Source organism: Arthrobacter sp. T2-23, from assembly GCF_055398325.1.
This window is the reverse complement of the sequence record NZ_AP027917.1, coordinates 3,401,282-3,426,141: the sequence shown is the minus strand read 5'-3', so window position 1 is coordinate 3,426,141 and position 24,860 is coordinate 3,401,282. Positions and strand designations below refer to the sequence as shown.

The 24,860-nt window shown below is 68.5% G+C and carries 27 protein-coding genes; 4 read left to right on the top strand and 23 right to left on the bottom strand.

Annotation, left to right across the window (positions count from 1 at the left end):
* Positions 1 to 95 precede the first annotated feature (95 nt).
* Both ACZ5Z0_RS16000 and fabF read left to right on the top strand, forming a co-directional pair.
* Positions 96 to 341 (top strand): acyl carrier protein, encoded by a 246-nt coding sequence (locus tag ACZ5Z0_RS16000; protein ID WP_138769033.1) that lies wholly within the window; start codon positions 96 to 98, stop codon positions 339 to 341.
* Positions 342 to 553: 212 nt separating this feature from the next.
* Positions 554 to 1,789, top strand: a complete 1,236-nt coding sequence (gene fabF, locus ACZ5Z0_RS15995; RefSeq protein ID WP_464109262.1) for a beta-ketoacyl-ACP synthase II — start codon at positions 554 to 556, stop codon at positions 1,787 to 1,789.
* Between the two features lie 135 nt (positions 1,790 to 1,924).
* On the opposite strand, the gene ACZ5Z0_RS15990 is transcribed toward fabF, so the two are convergent.
* The 20 genes from ACZ5Z0_RS15990 to ffh form a co-directional block, all read right to left on the bottom strand.
* Positions 1,925 to 2,428 (bottom strand): DUF3145 domain-containing protein, encoded by a 504-nt coding sequence (locus tag ACZ5Z0_RS15990; RefSeq protein WP_136322385.1) that lies wholly within the window; start codon positions 2,426 to 2,428, stop codon positions 1,925 to 1,927.
* Positions 2,429 to 2,791: 363 nt separating this feature from the next.
* A complete protein-coding gene (locus tag ACZ5Z0_RS15985; protein ID WP_464109261.1) occupies positions 2,792 to 3,718 on the bottom strand; it encodes a tyrosine recombinase XerC in 927 nt (308 codons plus the stop codon).
* Positions 3,719 to 3,868: 150 nt separating this feature from the next.
* A complete protein-coding gene (gene dprA, locus ACZ5Z0_RS15980; RefSeq protein WP_464109260.1) occupies positions 3,869 to 5,056 on the bottom strand; it encodes a DNA-processing protein DprA in 1,188 nt (395 codons plus the stop codon).
* A gap of 76 nt (positions 5,057 to 5,132) precedes the next feature.
* Entirely contained in the window at positions 5,133 to 6,683 is a 1,551-nt protein-coding gene (locus ACZ5Z0_RS15975) for a YifB family Mg chelatase-like AAA ATPase (RefSeq protein ID WP_464109259.1), read from the bottom strand.
* The gene (locus ACZ5Z0_RS15970) at positions 6,684 to 7,040 is read right to left on the bottom strand and encodes a YraN family protein (protein ID WP_464109258.1); all 357 of its coding nucleotides are present in this window, start codon (positions 7,038 to 7,040) and stop codon (positions 6,684 to 6,686) included.
* A gap of 95 nt (positions 7,041 to 7,135) precedes the next feature.
* A complete protein-coding gene (locus ACZ5Z0_RS15965) occupies positions 7,136 to 7,462 on the bottom strand; it encodes a DUF2469 domain-containing protein (RefSeq protein WP_349411448.1) in 327 nt (108 codons plus the stop codon).
* A 42-nt stretch (positions 7,463 to 7,504) separates the two neighbouring features.
* Positions 7,505 to 8,191: a ribonuclease HII gene (locus ACZ5Z0_RS15960; RefSeq protein ID WP_464109257.1), complete on the bottom strand. Its 687-nt coding sequence runs from the start codon at positions 8,189 to 8,191 to the stop codon at positions 7,505 to 7,507.
* Positions 8,192 to 8,202: 11 nt separating this feature from the next.
* Positions 8,203 to 9,105, bottom strand: a complete 903-nt coding sequence (gene lepB / locus ACZ5Z0_RS15955) for a signal peptidase I (protein ID WP_464109256.1) — start codon at positions 9,103 to 9,105, stop codon at positions 8,203 to 8,205.
* On the bottom strand, positions 9,106 to 9,783 hold the full coding sequence (gene lepB, locus ACZ5Z0_RS15950; RefSeq protein WP_464109255.1) for a signal peptidase I: 678 nt from the start codon (positions 9,781 to 9,783) through the stop codon (positions 9,106 to 9,108). It lies immediately after the preceding gene.
* A 102-nt stretch (positions 9,784 to 9,885) separates the two neighbouring features.
* Positions 9,886 to 10,245 carry a 50S ribosomal protein L19 gene (rplS, locus tag ACZ5Z0_RS15945; RefSeq protein WP_090953186.1) on the bottom strand — a complete coding sequence of 120 codons (360 nt, stop codon included), beginning with the start codon at positions 10,243 to 10,245 and terminating at the stop codon, positions 9,886 to 9,888.
* Between the two features lie 255 nt (positions 10,246 to 10,500).
* The gene (gene trmD, locus ACZ5Z0_RS15940) at positions 10,501 to 11,310 is read right to left on the bottom strand and encodes a tRNA (guanosine(37)-N1)-methyltransferase TrmD (protein WP_464110806.1); all 810 of its coding nucleotides are present in this window, start codon (positions 11,308 to 11,310) and stop codon (positions 10,501 to 10,503) included.
* A 1-nt stretch (position 11,311) separates the two neighbouring features.
* Complete coding sequence (gene rimM, locus ACZ5Z0_RS15935; protein WP_464109254.1) at positions 11,312 to 11,902, bottom strand: ribosome maturation factor RimM; 591 nt, start codon at positions 11,900 to 11,902, stop codon at positions 11,312 to 11,314.
* Positions 11,903 to 12,029: 127 nt separating this feature from the next.
* Positions 12,030 to 12,272 (bottom strand): RNA-binding protein, encoded by a 243-nt coding sequence (locus ACZ5Z0_RS15930; protein WP_056426755.1) that lies wholly within the window; start codon positions 12,270 to 12,272, stop codon positions 12,030 to 12,032.
* Between the two features lies 1 nt (position 12,273).
* Positions 12,274 to 12,696 (bottom strand): 30S ribosomal protein S16, encoded by a 423-nt coding sequence (gene rpsP / locus ACZ5Z0_RS15925; protein WP_138769023.1) that lies wholly within the window; start codon positions 12,694 to 12,696, stop codon positions 12,274 to 12,276.
* Positions 12,697 to 12,904: 208 nt separating this feature from the next.
* On the bottom strand, positions 12,905 to 13,342 hold the full coding sequence (locus tag ACZ5Z0_RS15920; RefSeq protein ID WP_464109253.1) for a hypothetical protein: 438 nt from the start codon (positions 13,340 to 13,342) through the stop codon (positions 12,905 to 12,907).
* Between the two features lie 485 nt (positions 13,343 to 13,827).
* A complete protein-coding gene (locus ACZ5Z0_RS15915; RefSeq protein WP_464109252.1) occupies positions 13,828 to 14,703 on the bottom strand; it encodes a VOC family protein in 876 nt (291 codons plus the stop codon).
* Between the two features lie 81 nt (positions 14,704 to 14,784).
* Positions 14,785 to 15,885 carry an amidohydrolase family protein gene (locus tag ACZ5Z0_RS15910; RefSeq protein ID WP_464109251.1) on the bottom strand — a complete coding sequence of 367 codons (1,101 nt, stop codon included), beginning with the start codon at positions 15,883 to 15,885 and terminating at the stop codon, positions 14,785 to 14,787.
* Positions 15,886 to 15,888: 3 nt separating this feature from the next.
* Positions 15,889 to 16,377: a GNAT family N-acetyltransferase gene (locus ACZ5Z0_RS15905; RefSeq protein WP_464109250.1), complete on the bottom strand. Its 489-nt coding sequence runs from the start codon at positions 16,375 to 16,377 to the stop codon at positions 15,889 to 15,891.
* Between the two features lies 1 nt (position 16,378).
* Positions 16,379 to 17,128, bottom strand: coding sequence for an alpha/beta fold hydrolase (locus tag ACZ5Z0_RS15900; RefSeq protein ID WP_464109249.1), 750 nt, complete (start codon positions 17,126 to 17,128; stop codon positions 16,379 to 16,381).
* Between the two features lie 84 nt (positions 17,129 to 17,212).
* Positions 17,213 to 18,799: a signal recognition particle protein gene (gene ffh / locus ACZ5Z0_RS15895; protein WP_138769017.1), complete on the bottom strand. Its 1,587-nt coding sequence runs from the start codon at positions 18,797 to 18,799 to the stop codon at positions 17,213 to 17,215.
* 150 nt (positions 18,800 to 18,949) lie between these two features.
* Between ffh and ACZ5Z0_RS15890 the strand changes: the two genes are divergently transcribed.
* On the top strand, positions 18,950 to 20,338 hold the full coding sequence (locus ACZ5Z0_RS15890; RefSeq protein ID WP_464109248.1) for a glucose-6-phosphate dehydrogenase: 1,389 nt from the start codon (positions 18,950 to 18,952) through the stop codon (positions 20,336 to 20,338).
* 101 nt (positions 20,339 to 20,439) lie between these two features.
* On the opposite strand, the gene ACZ5Z0_RS15885 is transcribed toward ACZ5Z0_RS15890, so the two are convergent.
* Positions 20,440 to 20,778 (bottom strand): P-II family nitrogen regulator, encoded by a 339-nt coding sequence (locus ACZ5Z0_RS15885; protein ID WP_136322366.1) that lies wholly within the window; start codon positions 20,776 to 20,778, stop codon positions 20,440 to 20,442.
* Positions 20,775 to 22,148, bottom strand: a complete 1,374-nt coding sequence (locus tag ACZ5Z0_RS15880; protein WP_464109247.1) for an ammonium transporter — start codon at positions 22,146 to 22,148, stop codon at positions 20,775 to 20,777. The genes ACZ5Z0_RS15885 and ACZ5Z0_RS15880 overlap by 4 nt, the downstream gene beginning before the upstream one ends.
* A 240-nt stretch (positions 22,149 to 22,388) precedes the next feature.
* Here ACZ5Z0_RS15880 and ACZ5Z0_RS15875 point away from each other — a divergent pair, with 240 nt between their 5' ends.
* On the top strand, positions 22,389 to 23,636 hold the full coding sequence (locus ACZ5Z0_RS15875; RefSeq protein ID WP_464109246.1) for an MFS transporter: 1,248 nt from the start codon (positions 22,389 to 22,391) through the stop codon (positions 23,634 to 23,636).
* Here the strand turns inward: ACZ5Z0_RS15875 and ftsY are convergent.
* Positions 23,633 to 24,841: a signal recognition particle-docking protein FtsY gene (gene ftsY / locus ACZ5Z0_RS15870; RefSeq protein ID WP_464109245.1), complete on the bottom strand. Its 1,209-nt coding sequence runs from the start codon at positions 24,839 to 24,841 to the stop codon at positions 23,633 to 23,635. The two genes, ACZ5Z0_RS15875 and ftsY, sit on opposite strands and share 4 nt — an antisense overlap.
* Between the last annotated feature and the right edge of the window lie 19 nt (positions 24,842 to 24,860).

Here is a 24,860-nt window from a genome sequence, read left to right as displayed (position 1 = left end):
AAACCAAGCCGAATCCCTCGGTTTGAATCATTTCGCCAGAATCTCCCGGAATAACCTCCGGAAGCCCACGGCACCAACAAGAAAAGGAGCCATCAATGGCTAGCAACGAAGAAATCCTGGCCGGCCTGGCTGAAATCGTCAACGAAGAGACCGGTCTGGCCCCTGAGGCCGTCGAAATGGACAAGTCCTTCACCGAAGACCTGGACATCGACTCCATCTCCATGATGACCATCGTCGTCAACGCCGAGGAAAAGTTCGGCGTGCGCATCCCGGACGAAGAGGTCAAGAACCTCAAGACCGTCGGCGACGCCGTCAGCTTCATCGCCAGCGCCCAGGCCTAATCCCGCCTGAGCCCTGGCTCCGGCCCGAAAGCCGGAGCTGTGGCCGGTCCGGGGCGCCTTTGTCGGCGCCCCGGACCGGAACACACCGCTAGACGCCTTTCTTGCATGACCGCTGAGTTCCTTACAGCACGACCACCGAGTTTTCCCCACGCAGGCCCCGGCCGCCCTCACGGGTTCCGGACACGGCAGGCGCACCGACAGAGAGTGATCCCATGGCACGCAAAGTAGTCATTACCGGTCTGGGTGCCACCACACCCATTGGCGGCGATGTCCCCACGATGTGGAAGAACGCGCTGAAGGGCGTCTCCGGGGCGCACACGCTGGAGGACGACTGGGTAGCCAAATACGAGCTGCCCGTACACTTCGCGGCGCGCGCCTCCACCCCCGCCCTTGAGGTCCTGAGCCGCGTCGAGGCCAAGCGGATGGATCCGTCCACGCAGTTCGGCGTCATCGCCGCCCGCGAAGCCTGGGCCGACGCCAACATCACCGAGGTCGACCACGACCGCCTCGCCGTCGCCTTCGCGACCGGCATCGGCGGCGTGTGGACCCTCCTGGACGCCTGGGACACCCTGCGCGAAAAGGGCCCGCGCCGCGTCCTGCCGATGACCGTGCCGATGCTGATGCCCAACGGCGTTGCCGCCGCGGTCAGCCTCGACCTGGGCGCCCGCGCCGGTGCCCACACCCCCGTCTCCGCCTGCGCCTCCGGCACCGAGGCCGTGCACATGGGACTGGACCTGATCCGTTCCGGGAAGGCCGACGTCGTCGTCTGCGGCGGCGCTGAAGCTGCCATCCACCCGATGCCGATTGCCGCCTTCTCCTCGATGCAGGCACTCTCGCGCCGCAACGACGATCCCGAGCACGCCTCACGGCCCTACGACCGCGACCGTGACGGCTTCGTCATGGGTGAAGGCGCCGGCGCGCTGGTCCTCGAGGCCGAGGAGCACGCGATCGCCCGCGGCGCCCGGATCTATGCCGAACTCGCCGGCACCTCGGTGACCGCCGACGCCTACCACATCACCGCCCCGGACCCGGAGGGCCTCGGCGCCACCCGTGCGCTGAAGGCGGCCATGTTCGACGGCCGGATCCAGGCCGAGGACGTAGTGCACGTCAATGCCCACGCCACGTCCACCCCGGTCGGCGACAAGCCCGAGTACACCGCCCTCAAGGCCGCCCTCGGCAAGCACGTGGATGACGTGGCGGTCTCCGCCACCAAATCCCAGATGGGGCACCTGCTTGGCGCCTCCGGTGCTGTGGAGGCCGTGCTGACCGTGCTGGCCGTACATGAGCGCAAGGCGCCCGTGACGATCAACCTCGAGAACCAGGATCCCGAGATCCCGCTCGATGTCGTCACCTCCGAGCGCGCGCTGCCAGGCGGAAGCATCGTGGCGCTGAGCAACTCCTTCGGCTTCGGCGGCCACAACGCCGTCATCGCCGTCCGCAGCATCTAACGCCACCCGGGCCTATGGGTCCGCACGCCAAATGACAGATGGCGGCAATGTTCCTCGTGAACATTGCCGCCATCTGTCATTTGGCGTTGCTATGGAGTGTAGTTCGCTCCTGCGCTGGAGGATCAGCGGGGAGGATTAGCCGACCTGGTGGAGCCAGCGCACGGGGGCGCCTTCGGCGGCGTGCCGGAAGGGTTCGAGTTCCTCGTCCCAGGCCTCGCCGAGTGCCAGGGAGAGCTCGTGGTAGACCGCGGAAGGGTCGCCGGCGCCTGATTCGTAGGCGTAGCGGATGCGGTCCTCGGAGACCATGATGTTGCCGTGCACGTCCGTGACGGCGTGGAAGATGCCGAGCTCGGGGGTGTGCGACCAGCGGCCGCCGTCGACGCCCTGGCTGGGCTCTTCGGTGACCTCGTAGCGCAGGTGCGCCCAGCCGCGGAGCGCAGACGCCAATTGAGCCCCCGTGCCCGGCGTTCCGGTCCACGACAGCTCGGCCCGGAACATTCCGGGCGCGGCGGGCTGGGCAGTCCACTCAAGGTCCGTCCGCTTGTCCACGACAGACCCAATGGCCCACTCAACGTGGGGGCACAGGGCGGTCGGGGCCGAGTGAACGAACAGGACACCGCGGGTTAGTGCAACAGACATTCCATCCTCCATAGCTATAGGTACGTCTTCCCCAACGACCTCTGCCTGGATGCCTGTCTGCTGCGTGAATCCGCGTTCGGGGCGGCTGCCCCTGCCAGACTATTCAGTTTCTTCAAAACCACACGATGCAAAAAATAGGTCCGGACCTCAGGTGGTGGAACGATGCTCAAGAGCTTCAAGCACCACTTGAAAGTTGCCGGGCGTGAGTCTTATTCTGCCGTACCCCGCCTAATTACGCCAGTGCAATTCCGCGCGTCGTTTCCGGCGCGCCGTTTTGGCCTGTCGGGGTTCTGCGGGCGTGCCGGGACGGGTGCCGGAATGCTACCCCGGCCCGCGCCCGGCGCGGCGTATCCGGCGGCCCGTTCAGGCGCGCGGATGGGCCTGTTGGTAGCTTTGCCGGAGCCTGTCGACCGAGACATGGGTATAGATCTGGGTGGTCGCCAGGCTGCTGTGACCGAGGATTTCCTGCACGGCACGGAGGTCCGCGCCGCCGTCGAGCAGGTGCGTCGCTGCCGAGTGCCGCAGCGCGTGCGGGCCCGTCGCCGAGGTGTCGCCCAGGCCGTCGAGCAGGCCCTTCACGACGCTGCGGACCTGCCGCTGGTCCACCCGCTTGCCGCGCGCGCCCAGGAAGAGTGCGGGTCCCGATTCGGCCGCGGCCAGGGCCGGGCGTCCGCGGCGCAGCCAGTCATCCACGGCGAGCGCCGCCGGGAGGCCGTAGGGGACGGTCCGTTCCTTGTTGCCCTTGCCGAGCACGCGCAGTGTTCGACGGTCAGGGTCCAGGTCGTCGACGTCCAGGCCGGCGAGCTCCCCCACCCGGACACCGGTGGCATAGAGCAGTTCCAGCATCGCGCGGTTGCGCAGGGCCAACGGCTCACCCTCAGCGGCTGCCGATTCCGCCCCGGCCACGAGCCGCTGGACCTGCCCCTGCTGCAGCACGCCGGGCAGCGACTTTTCCCGCTTCGGGGCCTTCAGCCGCAGGGCGGGGTCCGCCGTGATGAGTTCCTCGCGGACGGCCCAGGCGGTAAAGGCCCGGGCTGTGGCGGCGCGCCGGGCCAGCGTGGCGCGGGACATGCCCGACTCGCTCTGGGCACCGAGCCAGCGGCGCAGGGTACCGAGTTCGAGATCGGCGAGGTCCTCCGCGTTTTCCGAGACCGCGTGCGCGAGCAGGCTGCCGACGTCTGAGAGGTAGGCGCGCACGGTGTGGGCCGAGCGACCACGTTCCGCTTCCAGGTACCGGCCGAAACCGTGGGCGGCTTCGGCGAGCGCTGCGGGAAGTTGCTGGGATGACACCCTCCAACTCTCCCAGCAATTGGTCCGGTACCGGCGGAGCCCGGCGGCGCGCCGCTGAGGGTGCGGCGGACCTGGAGTTTGTTGGGGGGTGTGCCGTGACCAATCGGCGGCCGCTCCCGTATCCCTGCGCCGCAGCGCTTGTACCGTCCCTCATCCCGCTGCGGGGGTGCGTTTCCAGCCGCCGTGGCGGGTTTCCGCCAGGCCCAGGAGTCCGAGCCGGCCGAGGCCCGCCCGCACTGATTCCGGGCTGAGCCCGGCGACCGTGGCGAGCTTTTCGACGGTGCTTGTGATCCGCAGCGGGAGGGCATCCAGCAGGATCAGGTCTTCGAGGGTGAGCCCGTCGTGGGCCGCTACCCGGCCGGACTGCGGCTCCGGCAGGAAGTCGCCGCTGGGTGCGGCGAGTTCCGCGATCTCTGCGGCGTCAGTGACGCAGACCGCCCCGCCCTCGCGCAGCAGGCGGTGGCAGCCGGCCGAGTTGGCACTGTGAACCGAACCGGGAACGGCCCCGACGGCCCGTCCCAGCGTTTCGGCATGGTGGGCGGTGTTGAGCGCGCCGGACCTCCACCGCGCCTCCACCACCACCGTGACGGCGGCCAGCGCGGCTATGAGCCTGTTGCGCTGCAGGAAGCGGTAGCGTGTGGGCGCCGAGCCCGGCGGGACCTCGGCCAACACCGCTCCCTGGTTGGCGACCGTCCGGAGCAGGTCCTCGTTGCCCGCAGGATAGAAACGGTCCACTCCCCCGGCCATGACGGCGATGGTTGGCAGTCCCCCGGCGGCGCCGGCCAGCGCGGCCCGGTGGGCGTGGGCGTCGATGCCGTAGGCTCCCCCGGAGACGATCGTGAATCCGCGTTGGGCGAGGGCATAGGCGAGGTCGCCCGTGACGGCGGAACCGTATGAGGTGCTGTCCCGGGATCCCACCAGCGCGACGGCCTTGTTCAGCGCCGGCAGTTCTTGTTCCACGCCGCGCCACCAGAGGCAGAGTGGTTCCTGCAGCCCCAGGTCGGCGAGCTGGCGGGGCCACAGTTCATCCGCCGGGATGAGCAGACGGCCGCCAAGGCGCTGCAGCGTCGCCAGGTCACGTTCCGGTGCCAGGTCGGGAACCCGGGGCGCCCAGCGCTTGAGGGCCATGCCCAGGCCCGTCCAACCGCCTCCGGCGCCGTTCTCCTCCAGCACCCCGGACAGTTCCTGTTCCAACCCCGGCCCGGCTGCAAGCTGTCCGGTGGCGATCCTCAGGGCGTCCTCCGCCCCGGCGACCTGGACCAGCGCCAGCCCGGCTGCGTCCTGGGGTTCAAGGAGCCGGGACAGGGCGGCCCGTGCCGTCCGTTCGTTCTCTGTCATGGTGCTGCCTTCTCTTCACGCTGTGGTTCCCTGCACGGGACGGGGTCGGGTCTACGCCGGGACGGAGCCGGGGCGGTCAAGCCGCGGCTGCTGCTGCGGCCTGACGGAGGCCCAGCGCCTGGCCGATGTCGTCCGCGTCGGGGCCGTCGCGGCCCGCGAGGTCCGTCAGGGTCCAGGCGAGGCGCAGCACGCGGTCGTAGCCACGGGCCGTCAGGGTGCCGCGTTCTAGCGCGTGGTCGAGGATCCGGGTTGTCGGCCCGGGCAGGCGCAGCAGGCCACGGAGCACCCGTCCCGGGACCTGCGAGTTGGTTTCCAGCCCGAGCGGACGCAGCCGCTCCAGCTGGCGCTCCCGGGCGGACCGCACCCGGGCGGCGATGGAAGCCGTTCCCTCCTCGGCACGGGCGTGCCCGAAGTCCGCCAGCGCTACGCGTTCAACCTCCAGCTGGATGTCGACCCGGTCCAGCAGCGGCCCCGACATACGGGCGAGGTAGCGGCGGCGCATCATCGGCGTGCAGGTGCAGTCCACCCCCTTGCCGGAGGCTTTGCCGCAGGGGCACGGGTTGGCAGCGAGGACCAGCTGGAAGCGGGCAGGGTAGGCGGCCGTGCCGGCGGAGCGGTGGATGACTAGTTCACCGCTTTCCAGCGGCTGCCGGAGCGCGTCGAGGACCCGTCGCTCGTACTCGGGGGCTTCGTCGAGGAAGAGTACGCCACGGTGCGCCCTGGAAGCCGCGCCCGGTCGGGGCAGTCCCGAGCCGCCGCCGATGATGGCGGCTGCGGTAGCGGTGTGGTGCGGGTTTTCGTAGGGCGGCCGGCGCAGCAGCGTGACAGACGCGGACGTGAGCGAACTCAGCGAATGGATGGCTGTCACCTCCATGGCCTCCCGGTCGCCAAGGTCCGGGAGCAGGCCCGGCAGACGCTCCGCGAGCATCGTCTTACCTGCCCCCGGCGGCCCGGTCAGCAACACGTGGTGTGCTCCGGCGGCCGCCACTTCCAGTGCCCGGCGGCCCTCCCCCTGGCCCGAGACGTCGCACATGTCCGGCGCCAGAGGTGCCGCCGAGGTCCCTCCGGAGCCGTCCGGCTCCTCGTCCATCGGCTCGAAGTCGAGCGCCAGATCCTGCGGGTCGGCGCCGAAGTCGAAGGCCAGCCGGGCCAGGGTCCGGTAGCCCCGGACCTGGGCGCCGGGCACCAGTTCGGCTTCGGCGGCGTTGGCCTGGGCCACCACCACATCGGGGTACCCGGCTTGGACGGCGGCCATAACGGCGGGAAGGATGCCGCGGACGGGCCGCAGCCGGCCGTCCAGGCCCAGTTCCGCGATGAAGACGTGCCGGCCGGTGGGGCGGATGTCGTTGGCGGCCAGCAGCACGGCCATGGCGATCGACAGGTCGAAGCCGGACCCGCGCTTTGGGAGGGAAGCCGGGATCAGGTTGGCGGTGATTTTGCGGCGGCTGAGCGGGATGCCGGAGTTCTGCGCGGCCGAGCGGATCCGTTCCCTGGCCTCGTTGAGCGAGGCATCCGGCAGCCCGAGGATGACAAAGGCGGGAAGGGTCTGGCCGATGTCCGCCTCGACCTCGACGATGTAGCCGTTCAGCCCCACCAGCGCCACCGAATAGGTCCGTCCCAGCGCCATCTACCCCACCCCTTTGAGGTGTTCGATGGCCGGGCCGCCGGTGCCGTCGTCGAGCACGGCGATGACGTCCACACGGCGCAGCGGCATCCGCAGCTCATGGTCCCGGCACCACGCGGAGGCCAGCCGGTGCAGCCGGGCCAGCTTGTCCGCGCCCACGGCTTCAAAGGGGTGTCCGTAGGCGAGGGATTTGCGGGTCTTGACCTCGGCGATGACCAGGGCGTCGCCGTCGAGTGCCACAATATCGATCTCGCCCTCGGGGCAGCGCCAGTTCCGGTCCACGATCCGCATGCCCTGGGCCTCGAGGAAGCCCGCGGCGAGGTCCTCACCGCGGCGGCCCAGCACGTCCTTAGCTCTCATGCCTCCAGCGTGGAACGCAGGGCGGCCAGGACGCGGACGGAACTTTGGCTATGTGGGTAACTTTCCGGAATCCGGGCGGCTCAAGGCCCGGAATCCTAGTTGCCCAGGCCCTCCACCTTGGGCAGGGCGAGCTCCTCGTTGCGCGGGAGTTCCTCGACGTTGACGTCTTTGAAGGTGATGACGCGGACGCTCTTGACGAACCGGGCGGAGCGGTACACGTCCCAGACCCAGGCGTCCTGCAGGGTCAGGTCGAAGTAGACCTCGCCGTCGGCGCTGCGCGCCTGCAGGTCCACGTGGTTGGCCAGGTAGAAACGCCGCTCGGTCTCGACCACATAGCTGAACAGCCCGACGACGTCGCGGTATTCGCGGTAGAGCTGCAGCTCCATGTCGGTTTCATAGTTTTCAAGGTCCTCGGCACTCATGGTTCCATCTTGCACCATTGGGCGCCGGGCGCGCGCCACGGCTCAGTCGCCGAGCAGCTGCCAGCTCACCCGGTGGTACGGCGTGGGACCCGCGGCGCGGAGCGCGTCTTTGTGCGCGGCGGTGCCGTAGCCCTTGTTTTCGTTCCAGCCGAAGGCCGGGTACTCGGTGTGCAGGGCCGTCATCTGGCGGTCGCGTTCGACTTTGGCTAGGACCGATGCCGCGGCCACACTGAGGCACTGCATGTCCGCCTTGACCAGGGTGTGGACCGGCGCGTCGCAACCGGGACCCTCCGGGCCGGCGTCGTCGGGGTCGGGGTCGAACAGCGAGGCCTGTGCCACGGGCGAGAGCCAGTTGTGGCTGCCGTCCAGCAGCACCACGTCCGGCCTCACACCGGCGGCCAGCACCGAGAACCAGGCACGGTTTCCGGCCAGCCGGAGCGCGCCGATGATCCCGAGCGCGTCGATTTCGGCGGCGGAGGCGTGCCCCACCGCTGAGGCGACGCTCCAGCTGCGCACCAACGGCTCCAGCCGCTCCCGGTCCGCCACCTTGAGCAGCTTGCTGTCCCGCACATCGGCGAGCAGCTCCTGCTGGTCCAGGTCCACGACGGCGATCCCGACGCTCACCGGCCCGGCCAGGGCGCCACGGCCCACCTCGTCGATCCCGGCGAGCAGCCGCCCGCCGGAGCCCCGGAAGCGGCGCTCGTAGTCAAGGGTTGGGGCTTCGGACACGGCTGCCGCCCTTACTTCCCCGCCGCCGGGACGCCGCGGAAAACGTCCGGGTAGTTGTCCAGGGCCGTGATCCGGTTCAGCGGCCAGGCGATCACGGCGGCCTTGCCCTCAATGTCGGCCACGTCGATGAAGCCGCCGTTGCTTTCCATGTGGGCGCGGGAGTCGGCGGAGTGGTTCCGGTTGTCTCCCATCACCCAGACTTTGCCCGCGGGCACCACAACGTCGAAGTCGCGCACCTGCGGGACCTCGGCGCTGTTGATGTACTTCTCGTCCAGCGGCTGGCCATTGACGCTGAGGCGGCCGCTGCCGTCGCAGCAGACGACGTGGTCGCCGGGAAGGCCGATGACGCGCTTGACGAGGTGCTGTTCGGAGTTGTCCGGCAGCAGGCCCACGAAGGTCAGCGCGTCCTGCACGCCGGTGAACGGACCGGCCGGCTTGGTCGACGTCGGTACCAGCCAGCCCTTGGTGTCCCGGAAGACGACGACGTCGCCGCGCTGCATGGCGATCGGCTCCGGCACCAGCAGGTTGACGAAGATCCGGTCGTTGACATCCAGGGTGTTCATCATCGATTCGGACGGGATGTAGAAAGCCCGGAACAGGAAGGTCTTGATCAGGAAGGACAGCACGACGGCGATCACCACTACGGTGGCAACTTCCTTGAGCCAGAGGAACGCGGGGCTGCGGCCTTCCCGGGCCTTTGCGCGCCGGGCGCGGGCCGACGACGGGCCCGCGTGCGAGGGGCCCGTCTGCGGGAGGTCCTCGGCACGCTCGGGCAGCACCGGCTTCGGGGCGTGCTGGGGCCGCGGCGCGGCCGGTAGCTGCGTCGTCGGGTGGTCGGCGCCCGGGATGGGCGAAGAGGTCACCCGGGGCTCGTCGTTCCCCTGATCAGGTGTCCGGGGTCCGGTCTCGGGCATCTACTGTCCGTTCTTCATCGTTGTGGCGGCCTCGGTGGGCCGCGGTATTGCTGCAAATCTATCAAGCGGCCAGAGGATCTGTACCGGCCGGCCGATCACGCGGTCCAGCGGGACCATTCCGCCGCCGGGAGCACCCAGCAGGCTGCGGGAATCGGCCGACTTGGAGCGGTGGTCCCCCATCAGCCAGAGCCTGCCATCCGGGACCAGCACGCTGAACTTCAGCTGGCTCGGGGCGTCGCCCTCATACACATAGGGTTCCTCAACTGGCTGGCCGTTTACTGTGAGCCTGCCCTTCGCGTCGCAGCACACCACGTGATCACCGGCCAGCCCGATGACGCGTTTAACGTAGGTGGTGTCGCTGCCGGTCAGGCCGAGCCAGTGGCCGGCCGCGGCGAGGAAGTCGGCGGCCGGGCCTTTGCCGCTGCTCAGCGGGGCGAAGGAGCCCCGGCCGTCAAAGACCACGACGTCTCCGCGCCGCACGGGTTCGGCCGCGAAGCCGGTTCGGGAAACCACAATCCGGTCCCCGTCACGGAGGAGCGGCTCCATCGACGCCGACGGGATGAAATAGACGTCAAGCCAGAGCGAACGGACCAGTCCGCTGATGGCGACCGCGAGGACCAGGCCCAGAAGCACAAAACGCCAGCCCAGTTTCCTGGGCTGGCGTTTTGTCTGTTCCATGCTCCGTGTCCTCTAACGCTTTTCTCAGGTGAACGGCGCAGTGGCGGATAATCCGGGCGCGTGCCTGGATCCTCCGTGGATCCGCTGGGAAGTCCGGAGGACTTACTTGGCGGTCTGGAAGTCGCGCTTTTCCTTGATCTTCGCAGCCTTACCGCGCAGTGCACGCATGTAGTAAAGCTTGGCGCGGCGCACGTCACCCTTGGAGACGAGCTCGATCTTGTCGATGATCGGGGAGTGCACCGGGAAGGTACGCTCCACGCCGACGCCGAAGGAGACCTTGCGGACGGTGAAGGTTTCGCGGACGCCGTCGCCCTGGCGGCCCAGGACGAAGCCCTGGAAGACCTGGACACGGGAGTTCTTGCCTTCGATGATGTTCACGTGCACCTTGATGGTGTCACCCGCGCGGAACTCGGGAACATCGCTGCGCAGCGAGGCTGCGTCTACGGAATCGAGGATATGCATTGATCCACTCCTGGTGAACGCCACAGGTCATCCACGTTGGGTCACGGCGGCCAAGCCCGGATGCAGTGCACCGGAAATTCCCGCCGAAAGTATTGTCGTTCCGGCTCCGTCAGGACTTGACGGCGCCGGGGTGCCGCACTGTTGGTGACGCTCCCCCTGTGGCAGGTTCGCACCCAGCAGGCACAAGGACTAATTTTGCCACATTCCGGTTCGTTTTGGTGAATCCGCCGGGCGGGACCGGCGGCGCGGTCCGGCTCAGGCGTCCGGGCGGCGCCGGAGCCGTCCGTCGACGACGTCGTACCCGAGTTCCCCGAAAGCAGTGCGGTCCGCGCGGGGCAGCTTCCCGGCGTCGAACGCCTCCAGCAGGTCCGGGCGGCGTTCGGCGGTGCGCCGGTACTGTTCGTGCCGCCGCCACTGCGCAATCTTGCCGTGGTTGCCGCTCAGCAGCACCGCGGGAACCTCCCGTTCCCGCCAGCGGGAGGGTTTCGTGTACACGGGGTACTCGAGCAGGCCGTCGGAGTGGGATTCTTCCACGAGCGATTCGGGGTTGCCGACAACGCCGGGCAGCAGCCGCCCGACGGCCTCGACCATGGCCAGCACTGCCACCTCGCCGCCGTTCAGCACGTAGTCGCCGAGGCTCATGGGCCGGACGGTGAAGTGCTCCGCGGCCCATTCCAGGACGCGCTCGTCGATGCCCTCGTAGCGTCCGCAGGCAAAGACCAGCTGGTCCTCTTCCGCGAGTTCGTGGGCGATCGCCTGGCTGAAGCGCTCCCCCGCCGGGGACGGCACAATCAGCACGGGCTTGCGGGCAGCGTCCGCCCTAGGTGCTTTCGGGCCAGCCTCGGCCACCGCGGTCAGGGCTTGGGCCCAGGGCTCCGGCTTCATCACCATGCCGGCGCCGCCGCCGTACGGGGTGTCGTCCACCGTGCGGTGCCGGTCCGTGGTGAAGTCACGGAGGTCATGGACGTTGAGTTCCAGCAGCCCGTCCTGGCGCGCTTTCCCGATCAGGGACAGCTCCAGCGGTGCCAGGTACTCGGGGAAGATGCTGACGACGTCGATCCGCATCTCAGGCGCGGTCCGCCGCGCCGGGTGCCGCGTTCTTGTCATCGTCGGCGTCGGCGTCGCCGACGTCCGGGGTTTCGCCGGCGTCCGTATTGACCTCGAAGAGGCCGGCCGGCGGGGTGACGAGGACGTACTTTTCGGCAACGTTGACCTCGGGGACGATCTGTTCCACGAACGGAATCAGGATTTCCTTGCCGGCCTGGTCGGTCACCACCAGCAGGTCCTGGACTGGCATGGTGTGCAGCCCGGATACCTTGCCGACCACCGCGTCGCCGACCCGGACCTCCAGGCCCACGAGCTCGTGCTCGTACCAGCCCTCGTCGTCGTCCTCGTCCAGTTCCTCGGTCTCGATGAAGAGCTTCGCGCCGCGGAGGGCTTCCGCCTCGTTGCGGGTCTCCACTTCCTCGAAGGCCAGCAGCAGGATGTCCTTGTTCCAGCGGGCGCTCTCCACGGTCAGCGGCCCGGCCGAGGCCGGCTCCACCACGAACTGCGTGCCGGGAACAAAGCGGTCACCGGGCGCATCCGTGAGCACCTGGACGGTCACTTCGCCGCGGATGCCGTGGGGCTTGCCGATTCGTGCCACCTGAAGCTGCATCTGTTCCTCTGTTCGGGTTCTCTTGAAGTCTTGGGGTTGTTGGTGCGTTTGCTGCGCAAAACAGTCCGGCCCCTCCACCATAAGCTGGTGGAGGGGCCGGACTAAAGATCAAGTAATGCTGGTCGCGCTACCGGCGGCGGTCGGTGTCGACGACGTCGACCCTGACCGGTTCGCCGTCGGCCAGTGCCGCCACCACGGTGCGCAGTGCGCGTGCGGTGCGGCCCTGGCGTCCGATCACCCGTCCGAGGTCGTCCTGATGAACGCGCACCTCGAGGGTGTCCCCGCGGCGGTTGTTCTTCGCACTGACCTTGACGTCCTCGGGACTGTCAACAATCCCGCGGACCAGGTGTTCGAGCGCTTCTGCCAGCAATTTACTCAGCCTCGGTGGTCTCTGCTTCGGCGTCGGCGGGGGCCTCGGCTGCGTCGTCCTTCTTGGCCTTCTTGGTGATGGCTTCCGGGATGATCACGGAACCCTTTTCCGGGGTGACGAAGGCTTCCTTGGGAGCCTTGGTCTTCAAGGTGCCCTCCTGGCCCGGGAGACCCTTGAACTTCTGCCAGTCACCGGTGATCTTGAGGATCGCGGCAACCTGCTCGGACGGCTGAGCGCCGACGCCGAGCCAGTACTGGGCACGGTCCGTGTCGACCTCGATGTACGAGGGCTCTTCGGTGGGGTGGTACTTGCCGATCTCTTCGATGGCACGGCCATCACGCTTGGAGCGTGCGTCCATGACGACGATGCGGTAGTACGGTGCGCGCATCTTACCGAAGCGCTTAAGGCGAATCTTTACGGCCACTTTTGTGGTCACTCCTGTTTCTGAAACGGGGTCGAGCCCGGCGTTCTGCACCCGTGGGGCGGGCCGTACTAGGGGGTTCTAAAGGACAGGATCCGGACGCGGAGAGAGGGGCCACGCAGATCGAGTACCTGTTCATTGTGCCAGATCACCGCGCGGATTTCGACTTGGCACCCGCTGCCGGTGTGTTTGGGCGCCGTAGGCCCCGGTGTCAGGACGTCCAGACGTAGAGTCCGGCCTTCGTGGCGGGGTCGATGCCGGCGGCAAGCTCGGCGAGCTGCCGGACGTAGACGGCAGCCTGCTCGGCTCCGAAGGGCATGTCCTCCTCGGCAGCCCAGCTCTCGGCGACGTCGGCCAGGACGTCGCCCTCGCCTTCCGTCTCGTAGCTGAGCAGCTCGGCCAGGGCCCGGACCATGGCGGCCGGCGCGCCCAGGAGCGAGTCGCTGGCCACGTCCACCATGGCCAGTTCATAGTCGGCGCCCTTGGCGTGCACGGCGGCGCCGGCAAGGTCGCCCAGCCGCTCCACTTCGAAGTCGCTGATCTCCGGAATGCGGACGGCGCCGGGACCGGCAGCGGCGCCGCCGTCGAGGGCGGCCGCGCGCTTGAGGGCGGCATCATGGGTGGCGACGAAGATTTCAGTAAATCCCAAGGAAGTGCTCCTCATGAGGGTTGGCGGCGCTGGGCCGCGGTTTGGGCGTCGCTTTCAGCCTAGCCGCTTGAGCCTGGCCACCCGGAACGGGACATGCGCATCGCTGGCTCTAGCTCACGGATGGACATGCCCATCGCCTGCGGCACCTCATGGAGGGACATGCCCATCGCTGGCACCCAGGCGTGGACATGCACTTCCGGGGTTTGAGCCCACGGACGGGCATGCCCTTCGCTGACGTGGAGCAATGGACATAACCAGATTATGTCCATCGCTGGGTTCGCCCGCCGGACATGCCCATCGGACCGAGCTGGCACATTATGAGCATGCTCAGCGGCGGCGCCACCGGATCGACATGCGCCTTGGCCGCGCCCGGGGATGGACATGCTCATCCTGCGGAGCGCCGCTCGGATGGACATGCCCATTGGTGGAGCCGAGCGATGGGCATGCTCGTTGCAGGCAGTCAGCGACGGGCATGTCCGGACCTGCTAGCGGACGGCGACGCGGATCCGGTTGCGCCACGGATCCTCGAAGCGCAGTTCGGCCCCCGTGTGGTGGGACTGGACACCGGCCGTCTTGAGCCGGTCGGCCAGGGCGCCGACGTCGTCGCCGGAGGGCACTTCGATCAGCACCTCGCCGAGGCCCAGCGTGTCGCGGCGCGGGCCGGCGCCGCGGCTGTTCCAGACGTTCATCGCCATGTGGTGGTGGTAGCCTCCGGCGGAGACGAAGAGTGCCTGGCCGTGCCATCCGGCGGTCTTCTCGAAGCCGAGCGTGCCGACGTAGAAGTCATGGGCCGACTGCACGTCGCCGACTTGCAGGTGGACGTGCCCGACGCCGGCGTCCGACTCCCGCTGCCCGGCAAGCGACGCTTCGGTGAGGTGCTGCTGCAGGTACCGCTGCGGTGGCAGGGCAAGGCTATCCATGACGACGTTCGTGCCCTCCCAGGACCAGGCTTCGCGGGGCCGGTCCCAGTAGAGCTCGATGCCGTTGCCCTCGGGGTCGTTGAAGTAGAAGGCCTCGCTGACGAGGTGGTCGGCGCTGCCGGTGAAGGACTGCGGCTCGTACTGCGCGGCAGAGGCGACGGTGGCGGCCAGGGCGGGCTGGTCCTCGAACAGCAGGGCGGTGTGAAAGAGGCCGGCCTCCCGGCGGGAGGGCAGATTTAGCCCGGGGGCCGGGGCGAGGTGGACCAGCGGCTTTGCCTTGCGCCCGAGGTAGAGTCCCCCGTCCTGCTCGGCGACGACGTCGAGGCCGAGAGCGCGCTGGTAGTAGTCCGTCATGAGCTTCATGTCGCCGACCTTGAGCATCACGGTGCCCATGGTGAGTTCGGCAGGAAGGAGATCCTGGGTGCTGGCTTCTGCGGTCATCGAAACGCTCCGGTGGTTCTGTGGCCGCCGACCTTCGGCGACCTTACATAGAGTTAAATTACTTGAAGCTTCAATTTATTCCTAGAGCGGGATACCCACGTGGCGGATCAGTTCGCCGCGCAGCACGATGCCTAGGGGCGTTTGCAGGGTGGCGAGGTTCCTGCGGGGGTCCTCGGCGCAGAGCAGCACGTCAGCACCGGCACCTTCCGCGATGGCGTCGGCCCCGAGCCAGTCCCGCGCGGCCCAGGTTGCGGCGTCGAGGGCGGCACCGGCGGGGAGCCCGGCGGCGTGCAACGCCTCGACCTCATCCGCGATACGTCCGTGCTTGATGACGCTGCCGGCGTCTGTTCCCGCGTAGATGGCCACCCCGGCCTCGTACGCTTCGAGGATCCGTTCTTCGCGGCGTTCCCAGAGCCCGAGCATGTGGGCCGCGTAGCGGGGGAACTTTGCCTCGGCCTGGGCGGCGATGTCCGGGAAGGTGGCGATGTTGATCAGCGTGGGAACAATCGGGACGCCCTGTTCGACGAAGCGGGGCAGGTGCCGGGGAAGCAGCCCGGTCCCGTGTTCGATGCAGTCGATGCCGGCGTCGAGCATGTCATCGAGGGTGTCCTCCGCGAAGCAATGCGCCGTAACCCGGGCGCCTTCGTCGTGGGCGGCCCGGACCGCGTCCTTGACAACCCGGGCAGGGAAGCTCGCAGCGAGGTCGCCGGCGCCGCGGTCGATCCAGTCCCCCACCAGCTTGAACCAGCCGTCCCCGGCCCGGGCCTGCTTGCGGACCGCCTCCACGAGGCCCTCGGGTTCCACTTCGACAGCGAAGCCGTGCAGGTAGCGGCGCGTCCGCGCGATGTGCCGGCCCGAGCGGACGAGGCGCGGCAGCTCCCTTCGCTGCTGCAGCCAGCGGGTGTCGTGCACCGCGCCGGCGTCGCGGACCAGCAGGGTACCCGCGTCACGGTCGGTCAGCGCCTGCTGCTCCGCAACGTCCTCCGTGACATCGCCGCCGGGACCCAGACCGATGTGGCAGTGCGCGTCGACGAGGCCCGGGATGACCCACCCCTCCAGCACACGGTCGGGCGCGGCCGCGGGACGCTCGAAGGTGAGCCTGCCGTTCACGGCCCACAGCCCGTGCCGCTCCTGGTCCGCCGCGGTGAGTACCGGGCCGCTGAACTCAATGATGCTGCTCACGGCTTATAGCCTAATCCGCATGGCAGTCCGCCGCCCCAAAACGTCCAGCCCCAACTGCGCCTCGTGGGCACGCAGGGCCGCCAGTTCCCCTGAAGGTTCGGTGACCTCGCGGAAACCGCAGCTCGCGTAAAACGGCGCATTGAACGGAACGTCGGCAAACGTGCACAGCGTCATGGATTCATAGCCCCGGCAGCGGGCCGCGTCGAGGGCTGCCTCCACCAGGGATCTCCCTAGCCCCCGCCCGGCGAATTCCGGATGAACCGAGAGCTGCTCCAGATGGGCCTGGCCCTCGACTTCATCGATACGGGCGAACCCCACGGGAGGGGTTCCGGCCACGAGGTAGAGGACCAGTCCAACCGGCGTCGGCGATTCGGCGGCGGGAAGCGGCTGGTACCCAAGCGCGGCCTCGAGCAGCCGGTCGGCCGCGGCCTCGAGCGCCGGCAGGCCGCGGAGGTCGTCCGGCGTCGCCGGCCCGATGCGCGGCCCCGGCACCCTAAGAGGCCTGGTCGTGCCGGCTGCGGTTGACGTCGGCGATGAAGGATCGGATGACACGGTCGCCTTCCTTCGAATCCTGCGGCCGGTGCCCTCCCGGGGCGGTGCGGTGCAGGGCCCCGGTCTCCCTCAGGTAACCGGCGATTTCCTCGTACAGCGGTTCCCAGCCGCCGGTGAGGACCAGGGTGGGGACCCCCGGGACAATCTGCAGCGGCGCGTCCCACGGCGGGGCCTGCAAACGGAGCCGGCGCTGTTCCCGCCGGTCCTCGGCTGCGGGTGCGCCAACGGTTCCGCGGACCGGGGCGTGCGCGGCAAAGACCCGGCGCACGAACTCGCGGTGGAAGTCCTCGTCGCCAAGTTGGTGCCGGACGTCGAAGAGCGGCTGCATGAGGGCCCGGTGCGCCGCCGTCGCCGGCAATTCGGCGGTCAGTGAGAAGCAGGCGGGTTCCACCAGGGTGAGGGACTGCACCAGGTCGGGACGTTCGACGGCGGCCATCATGGCCGCGATGGCGCCCTGCGAGTGAGCCACCACGTGCCCGCCGGCCTCGCCGCGGCCGTCGTCGGCCAGGGCCCGCAACACAATGCCGGAGTCAGCCGCGAAGTCCGTTTCCAGCGGTTCGGCCACGCGGTCGAAACCGTGCCGCCGCAGGAACAGGGCGTCGTAGCTCAAGGCCATGCCATGCTGCTTCGGCCACGCTGCGGCGCCAAAACTGCCAGCCCCGTGGACGAAAACTACGCGCTGCTTGAACATGTCCTAAGCCTATGGCACGGCCCCGTCATCGGGGCTGACGACATCCTCACCGCCGGCATCCTGTCGGAGGCACCGCGGCTTCCGCTACTTGCTCCCGCCGAGGAACTTGTCGAAGCCCTTGGGCAGGTTCAACTGGGACGGGTCGAACTCGCCGCCCGGCTGGCCGAAGGCTGCGCCGGTGGGCACGGCCTTGGCCCCGGCGGCACGCCGTGCCTCCGCGTCCTTGAGTTCCTGTGCGGCCTTGGCAGGGTTGCCGGAGCGGGCCTTCTTCTTCGGCGCGCTCTTGGCACCCTTGCGGGCTCCGCCGCCACCCATTCCGGGCATCCCCGGCATTCCGGGCATACCGCCGCCGGCAGCCATCTTCTTCATCATCTTCTGTGCCTGCGCAAAACGTTCCAGCAGGCCGTTGACCTCGGAGACGTGCACGCCGGAACCGCGGGCGATGCGGGCCCTGCGGGAGCCGTTGATGATCTTCGGGGCCACGCGCTCGTGCGGGGTCATGGACCGGACGATCGCTTCGACGCGGTCGATCTCGCGCTCGTCGAACTGCTCCAGCTGCTGGCGGATGTTCTGCGCGCCGGGCATCATCATGAGCATTTTCTTCATCGAGCCCATGTTGCGGATCTGCTGCATCTGGGCGAGGAAGTCCTCGAGGGTGAAGTCTTCCTGGTCGGCGAACTTCTTCGCCATCCGGGCGGCTTCGTCCTTGTCCCAGGACTTTTCGGCCTGTTCGATCAGGGTGAGCACGTCGCCCATGTCGAGGATGCGCGAGGCCATCCGGTCCGGGTGGAACAGTTCGAAGTCGTCCAGGCCTTCGCCGGTGGACGCGAACATGACGGGCTTGCCGGTGACCGACGCGACGGACAGCGCGGCACCGCCGCGGGCGTCGCCGTCGAGCTTGGAGAGCACGATGCCGGTGAAGTTGACGCCCTCGTCGAAGGCCATTGCCGTGTTGACGGCATCCTGGCCGATCATCGAGTCGATCACGAAGAGGACTTCGTTGGGGACGATGGCCCGGCGGATCTGGCGGGCCTGGTCCATCATTTCCGCGTCGACGCCGAGTCGGCCGGCGGTGTCCACGATCACGACGTCGTGCAGGGTGCGCTTGGCTTCCTCGACGCCGGCACGGGCGACGGCGACCGGGTCCCCGGCCGGGTGGTCCAGCTCGGTGGAGGTGGCGCCCGGGTGCGGGGCGAAGACGGGGACGCCGGCGCGCTGGCCGACGACCTGCAGCTGCGTCACGGCGTTGGGGCGCTGCAGGTCGCAGGCCACCAGCATGGGGCTGTGGCCCTGCGCCTTGAGGTAGCGGGAGAGCTTGCCGGCGAGGGTGGTCTTACCGGCGCCCTGGAGGCCGGCGAGCATGATGATGGTGGGCCCGGTCTTGGCCAGCCGGATGCGGCGGGTTTCGCCGCCGAGGATCTCGACGAGTTCCTCGTTGACGATCTTCACGATCTGCTGGCTCGGGTTCAGCGCGCCGGAGACCTCGGCGCCGAGCGCACGCTCGCGTACGCGGGCGGTGAACTCCCGGACCACCGGGACGGCAACGTCGGCGTCCAGCAGGGCACGCCGGATCTCGCGGACCGTGGCGTCAACGTCCGCCTCGGTGAGGCGGCCCTTGCCACGGAGGTTCTTGAAGGTTGCTGTCAACCGGTCAGAGAGTGAATTGAACACGCGCCGTGCACTTCTTTCAGTGGATCTACAGCTGGCGGCCGGAGCGGCGCGCCAGAGTCGTGACTGTTTCGCCGGAACGAACTGCCTCGACAACGGGACTCGACTATCTAGGGTACCAAGACGCGCCTTCAAGGTGGCATGCTGGCGTAGGTGACCAGTCAAACAACGGTAAAGACCCTGCTCATCCTCGGCGCGTCCGGCGACCTGACCGGCAGGCTGCTGCTCCCCGGCCTGGCCCGGCTGGTGGCGCGCGGCCACACGCCCGGGCTCACCCTGGTGGGTGCCGGCTCGGACGACTGGACCCCGGAGCAGTGGCTGGAGCGGCTGGAATCCTCCTTCGCCGACGCTAATTCGCAGGCCAACTCCGCCGGCAAGCGGGAGTTGAAGCGGATCCGCGAGAACACCAGCTACCACCGGCTGGACGTCACCGCCGAGGGCCAGCTCGCCGGGCTGCTGGCCACCCTGGAGGGTCCCGTGGCCGTGTACTTCGCGCTGCCGCCCCGGATCAGCCAGCTGGCCTGCGAGGCCCTGACTCCGGAGCAGGTTCCCGCCGGGACCCGGTTGGTGATGGAAAAACCCTTCGGGTCCAGCGAGGAGTCCGCACGGGACCTGAACAGGACACTCGCCGCCCTGGTCCCGGAGGACCACATCCACCGGGTGGACCACTTCCTGGGCAAGGCCACGGTGCTGAACATCCTGGGCCTGCGTTTCGCGAACACCTTCCTGGAGCCGGTGTGGAACCGGCAGCACATCGAGAAGGTGGAGATCATCTTCGACGAAGACCTGGCGCTGGAGGGCCGGGCCCGCTACTACGACGGCGCCGGCGCCCTGCGCGACATGATCCAGAGCCACCTGTTGCAGATCATGGCCCTGATGGCGATCGAACCTCCCGCCTCGGTGGACGAGCGGGACCTCCGGGACGCCGTTGCCACGCTGCTGCGTGCCAGCAGCATTAAGGCCCCGTATGCCAAGAACACGCGCCGGGCGCGGTACACCGCCGGCTCCATCGACGGCCGCAAGGTCCCCGACTACGCCAAGGAAGAGGGCGTGGACGCGTCCCGGAACACCGAGACCCTTGCCGAGGTGCAGGTGGACATCGAGAACTGGCGCTGGCAGGGCGTGCCGTTCATCCTCCGCTCGGGCAAGGCGCTGGGCGCCATGCGCAAGGAGGCCGTGGTGACCTTCCGGCCGGTGCCGCACTTGCCCAACGGCTTCACCGGCGTGGACTCCCCCAACCAGCTGCGGATCGGCTTTGGCCCGGACACGCTGCAGTTCGACGTCGATGTCAACGGCCCCGGCAACATCCTGAGCCTGGACCGGGCCACGCTCAAGGCCGAACTCAGCGCTTCAGAGTTGCTGCCCTATGGTGAAGTCCTCGAAGGGGTGCTTAACGGCGACCCGCTGCTGTCCGTGCGCGGGGACACCGCCGAAGACTGCTGGCGTATCGTCGAGCCCGTGCTGAAGGCCTGGGCCCGGGACAGCGTGCCGCTGGAGGAATACGCCGCCGGCTCGCCCGGGCCGGAGGGCTGGCCGGCGTAGCGGTAAACAAAAAGCGGGCCGGACACCTTTTCAGGTATCCGGCCCGCTGTCGCAACCCCCGATCGCGATCCGCTGGCGCGGTGCGGCTGGAGGGCTGCAGCCTAGATGGCGGCCGCGCCGCGTTCTCCGGTGCGGACACGCACGGCCTCGAACACATCCATCGTCCAGACCTTTCCGTCACCGGCGCGGCCCGTGTTCGAGCTGGCGATGATGACATCCAGGATGTCGTCCGCCTGTTCGTCGGTGGCGAGCACCTCGACCCGGATCTTGGGCAGCAGGTCCACGTTGTACTCGGCGCCGCGGTACACCTCGGTGTAGCCGCGCTGCCGGCCGTAGCCGCTCGCTGCGCTGACCGTCAGGCCCTGCACCCCGTAGGCTTCCAGGCCTTCGCGGATGGCGTCGAGTTTTTCCGGACGGACGATGGCCGTGATCAGTTTCATGCTTCCACGCTTTCTTTGCCTGCTGCGGTCTTCTTATCCAGGGTCGGGACGCTCACGGCGTCCCCGGCCGGAACCTGCACGGTTTCGCCCATCTGCTTGCCGGTGATCAGTTCGTGCAACGGCTGGAAGCTTCCGCCCCGGCCGCTGAGGCCGAACTCGTAGGCGGTTTCGGCGTGCAGGCTGAGGTCCACGCCCACCACTTCCTGCTCCTGGGAGACCCGGAAGCCCATCAGCTTGTGGATTGGGAAGGCGATGATGAAGGTCATGACCGCGGTGAAAATGATGGAGAAGACCGCGGCGAGGACCTGGGCGACGAGCTGGGTGCTCCCGCCGCCGTAGAACAGGCCGGCGGGGCCCTGGGACGGGGTGGCCAGGAAGCCGATGGCCACCGTGCCGACGACACCGGAGACCAGGTGAACGCCGACGACGTCGAGCGAGTCGTCGTAACCGAACTTGAACTTCAAGCCGACGGCGAGGGCCGAGGCGACTCCGGCGACGGCGCCGAGGGCGATGGCGCCCAGCGGGGAGACGTTGGCGCAGGCCGGGGTGATGGCGACCAGGCCGGCCACCACGCCGGAGGCTGCACCGAGGGAGGTCGGGTGGCCGTCACGGAAGCGCTCCACCGCGAGCCAGCCGAGCATCGCCGCGGCCGGGGCGGCAAGGGTGTTGATCCAGATGAGCCCCGCCTGCTCCACGGTTGCGGCGGCACCGGCGTTGAAGCCGAACCAGCCGAACCACAGGATGGCGGCACCGAGCATCACGAACGGGATGTTGTGCGGGCGGTGGTTCGGGTCCTTGCCGAAGCCCCGGCGGTTGCCGATCACCAGGACCAGGATCAGGCCGGCGATGCCGGCGTTGATGTGGACCACGGTGCCGCCTGCGAAGTCGATCACCGGGGCGAACGTCTGGCCGAACCAGCCGTCCTTGGAGAACAGGCCGCCGCCCCAGACCATGAAGGCCAGGGGTGCGTAGACGAGGGTGGCCCAGATCGGCGTGAAGATGACCCACGCGGAGAACTTCGCGCGGTCCGCCACGGCGCCGGAGATGAGGGCGACGGTGATGATCGCGAAGGTGGCGGCGTAACCGACCTTGAGCAGGTCCGCCGGGTCGGTGAAGTTGTGCAGCCCGAAGTGGCTGAACGGGTTTGCGAAGATCTGGAAGAAGTTGTCTTCGTTGCTGGTGGCCATGGACGCGCCCCACAGGACCCACATGATGCCCACGGTGCCGATGGCGACGAAGCTCATCATCATCATGTTCAAGGCTGACTTGGCGCGCGTCATGCCGCCATAGAAGAATGCCAGGCCCGGGGTCATGAACAGCACGAGGGCTGATGCGACCAGGAGCCAAACGAGACCCGCGGTGAGTTCCATGGTCTACGTCCTCTCTTGCTCTTAGGTGCGGAACCAGTCCGCCAGTCCAACGCATTTTTGCGTTCTAAGAAGAGTTTGCTGGTGCAGTGTTTCACCGGCGGAGGATTTACATTGCCGGGCTGTTACAAGAACCTCCCGGAAGTAAATGGTGCGTCTCGCGCTTGTTACGGTTATGTTTCACGCCTTCAATCACGCCCCTCCCTGCCGCGAGGCACCAGAAGTAACACCGAAAGCAGCACCATGAGCAAATCAACCCGTTCCGTCGCCGGAACCCGGCGCCCGGCCTGGCTCCGGCAGCCCGCCGGCCCCCGCCTGCCCCGGGACATCAAGGTGATGTTGGTCGCGGCCTTCCTGATTGCGCTGGGCTTCGGCCTCGTGGCGCCGGTACTCCCGCAGTTCGCCACCACGTTCGACGTCGGGGCGACGGCGGCGGCGGTGATTGTCAGCATCTTCGCGTTCATGCGGCTTGTGTTTGCACCCGCCGGCGGGGCGCTGATCGTGCGGCTGGGCGAACGCCCGGTGTACGTGGCCGGGCTGCTGATCGTGGCGGCGTCCACGGCCGCCTGTGCTTTTGCCCAGGACTACTGGCAGTTGCTGGTGTTCCGCGGCCTCGGCGGCGCCGGTTCGGTGATGTTTACGGTGGCGTCGATGGCCCTCGTGGTGCGGCTGGCGCCGCCGGAGAGCCGCGGGCGCGTCTCCGGCGCGTACGCGTCGGCCTTCCTGATCGGCAATGTGTGCGGGCCGATCGTGGGCGGGCTGCTGGCCAGCTTCGGTCTCCGGGTGCCGTTCCTGGCGTACGCGGCCGCGCTGGTGCTGGCGGCCGCCGTCGTGCAGACCCAGCTCAGCCACGTCCCCGCGGGCTCCCGCGACGCGGGTGCCGCCGCCCCGCCGATGCTGCTCCGTGACGCGCTGCAGGACAGCGCGTATCGGGCCGGCCTGGCGTCCAGCTTTGCCAACGGCTGGGCCACCTTCGGTGTCCGGATGGCCACGGTGCCGCTCTTTGCCGTCGCCGCGCTGGGCGCAGGTTCCTCCTCCGCCGGCTGGGCGCTGGCGGTCTTCGCCGCCGGCAACGCCATCGCACTGACCTTTTCGGGGCGGCTGGCCGACAGCGCAGGCCGCAAGCCAATGATGCTGGCCGGACTGCTCGTCACCGGCCTCGCCACCGCCTCCATCGGCCTGACCCACGACCTGCCCCTGTTTCTCCTCGCCTCGACTATCGCGGGCATCGGGTCCGGGCTGCTCGGGCCTGCCCAGCAGGCGGCCATCGCCGACGTCGTGGGCAACGAACGCTCCGGTGGCAAGGTGCTGGCCGTGTTCCAGATGACCCAGGACAGCGGCGCGATCGTGGGCCCGGTCATCGCGGGGCTGCTGGCGGACCGGCTGGGCTACGGCTGGGCGTTTGGCGTCACCGGCGGGGTACTCCTCGCCGCGGCCGTCGGCTGGCTGCTGGCCCGGGAGACCTTCCGGGTTAAGCCGGGACGGGTCTAGTTCAGCAGCGCGTCCACGAAGCTCTCGGGGTCGAAGGGCGCCAGGTCGTCCGCCCCTTCACCGAGCCCGACCAGCTTGACCGGGACGCCGAGCGACTTCTGGATCGCGACGACGATGCCGCCCTTGGCGGTGCCGTCCAGCTTGGTCAGCACGATGCCGGTGATGTTGACGACCTCGGCGAAGACGCGGGCCTGGTTCAGACCGTTCTGGCCGGTGGTCGCGTCCAGGACCAGCAGCACCTCGTCCACCTCGGCGAGCTTTTCGATGACGCGCTTGACTTTGCCGAGCTCGTCCATCAGGCCGACCTTGTTCTGCAGCCGGCCGGCGGTGTCGATCATCACGACGTCGACTTCCTGGTCGATGCCGGCCTTGACCGCCTCATAGGCGACGGACGCCGGGTCCGCCCCGTCGACGTCGGACTTGACCGTGGGCACGCCGACGCGCTGGCCCCAGGTGGCAAGCTGTTCGGCCGCGGCGGCGCGGAAGGTGTCCGCGGCGCCCAGCAGCACGTCCTTGTCCTCGGCGACAAGCACGCGGGCGAGTTTGCCCACCGTGGTGGTCTTGCCGACGCCGTTTACGCCCACAACCATCATCACCGCCGGCTTGTCCGCGTGCCGCTCGACATTCAGGCTCCGGTCCATGCTGGGATCCACTAGCTTGATCAGTTCCTCGCGCAGCAGCTCCTTGACCTGCTCGGGCGAGCGGGTGCCGAGCACCTTCACGCGCTCCCGGAGGGCGTCCACGAGCTGCATCGTCGGTTCGGTGCCGAGGTCAGCCAGCAGCAGGGTCTCCTCGACTTCGTCCCAGACGTTCTCGTCGATCTTGTCCGCCGAGAGCAGGGTGAGCAGGCCCTTGCCAAAGATGTTGTTGGACTTGACCAGGCGTTCGCGCAGCCGGGTCAGGCGGCCCGCCACCGGCAGCGGGGTCTCGACCGGAACGGTCTCGAGGCCGGCGACGTTGTCCGGCACCTCGACGGTTTCGAGCCCTTCGAGCTCACCGGTTTCCGACGGCGTGCGCCCGCGGGGCGGGGCCGGGCGGTCCTCCAGCAGCGTGCCCCCGCCGGAACCCTGCACGGGGTCGTTCGCGTCGCGCTGCGAGGGGTAGTTGGTGATGTTCTTCCGGGTCTTCATGAGCACCGGAATCAGCGCACCGAGGACCACCAGGGCAACGAGGATGGGCAGGATGATGGGGAGGATGTCGTTCACTCCCCTAGCTTCTCATAAA

Bases quoted from the DNA above. Each gene is read 5' to 3' on its own strand.
- ACZ5Z0_RS16000 (WP_138769033.1), top strand. From the start codon at position 96: ATGGCTAGCAACGAAGAAATCCTGGCCGGCCTGGCTGAAATCGTCAAC.
- fabF (WP_464109262.1), top strand. From the start codon at position 554: ATGGCACGCAAAGTAGTCATTACCGGTCTGGGTGCCACCACACCCATT.
- ACZ5Z0_RS15990 (WP_136322385.1), bottom strand. From the start codon at position 2,428: ATGTCTGTTGCACTAACCCGCGGTGTCCTGTTCGTTCACTCGGCCCCG.
- dprA (WP_464109260.1), bottom strand. From the start codon at position 5,056: ATGACAGAGAACGAACGGACGGCACGGGCCGCCCTGTCCCGGCTCCTT.
- ACZ5Z0_RS15975 (WP_464109259.1), bottom strand. From the start codon at position 6,683: ATGGCGCTGGGACGGACCTATTCGGTGGCGCTGGTGGGGCTGAACGGC.
- ACZ5Z0_RS15970 (WP_464109258.1), bottom strand. From the start codon at position 7,040: ATGAGAGCTAAGGACGTGCTGGGCCGCCGCGGTGAGGACCTCGCCGCG.
- ACZ5Z0_RS15965 (WP_349411448.1), bottom strand. From the start codon at position 7,462: ATGAGTGCCGAGGACCTTGAAAACTATGAAACCGACATGGAGCTGCAG.
- lepB (WP_464109256.1), bottom strand. From the start codon at position 9,105: ATGCCCGAGACCGGACCCCGGACACCTGATCAGGGGAACGACGAGCCC.
- lepB (WP_464109255.1), bottom strand. From the start codon at position 9,783: ATGGAACAGACAAAACGCCAGCCCAGGAAACTGGGCTGGCGTTTTGTG.
- rplS (WP_090953186.1), bottom strand. From the start codon at position 10,245: ATGCATATCCTCGATTCCGTAGACGCAGCCTCGCTGCGCAGCGATGTT.
- trmD (WP_464110806.1), bottom strand. From the start codon at position 11,310: ATGCGGATCGACGTCGTCAGCATCTTCCCCGAGTACCTGGCACCGCTG.
- rimM (WP_464109254.1), bottom strand. From the start codon at position 11,902: ATGCAGCTTCAGGTGGCACGAATCGGCAAGCCCCACGGCATCCGCGGC.
- ACZ5Z0_RS15915 (WP_464109252.1), bottom strand. From the start codon at position 14,703: ATGACCGCAGAAGCCAGCACCCAGGATCTCCTTCCTGCCGAACTCACC.
- ACZ5Z0_RS15900 (WP_464109249.1), bottom strand. From the start codon at position 17,128: ATGTTCAAGCAGCGCGTAGTTTTCGTCCACGGGGCTGGCAGTTTTGGC.
- ACZ5Z0_RS15885 (WP_136322366.1), bottom strand. From the start codon at position 20,778: ATGAAACTGATCACGGCCATCGTCCGTCCGGAAAAACTCGACGCCATC.
- ACZ5Z0_RS15880 (WP_464109247.1), bottom strand. From the start codon at position 22,148: ATGGAACTCACCGCGGGTCTCGTTTGGCTCCTGGTCGCATCAGCCCTC.
- ACZ5Z0_RS15875 (WP_464109246.1), top strand. From the start codon at position 22,389: ATGAGCAAATCAACCCGTTCCGTCGCCGGAACCCGGCGCCCGGCCTGG.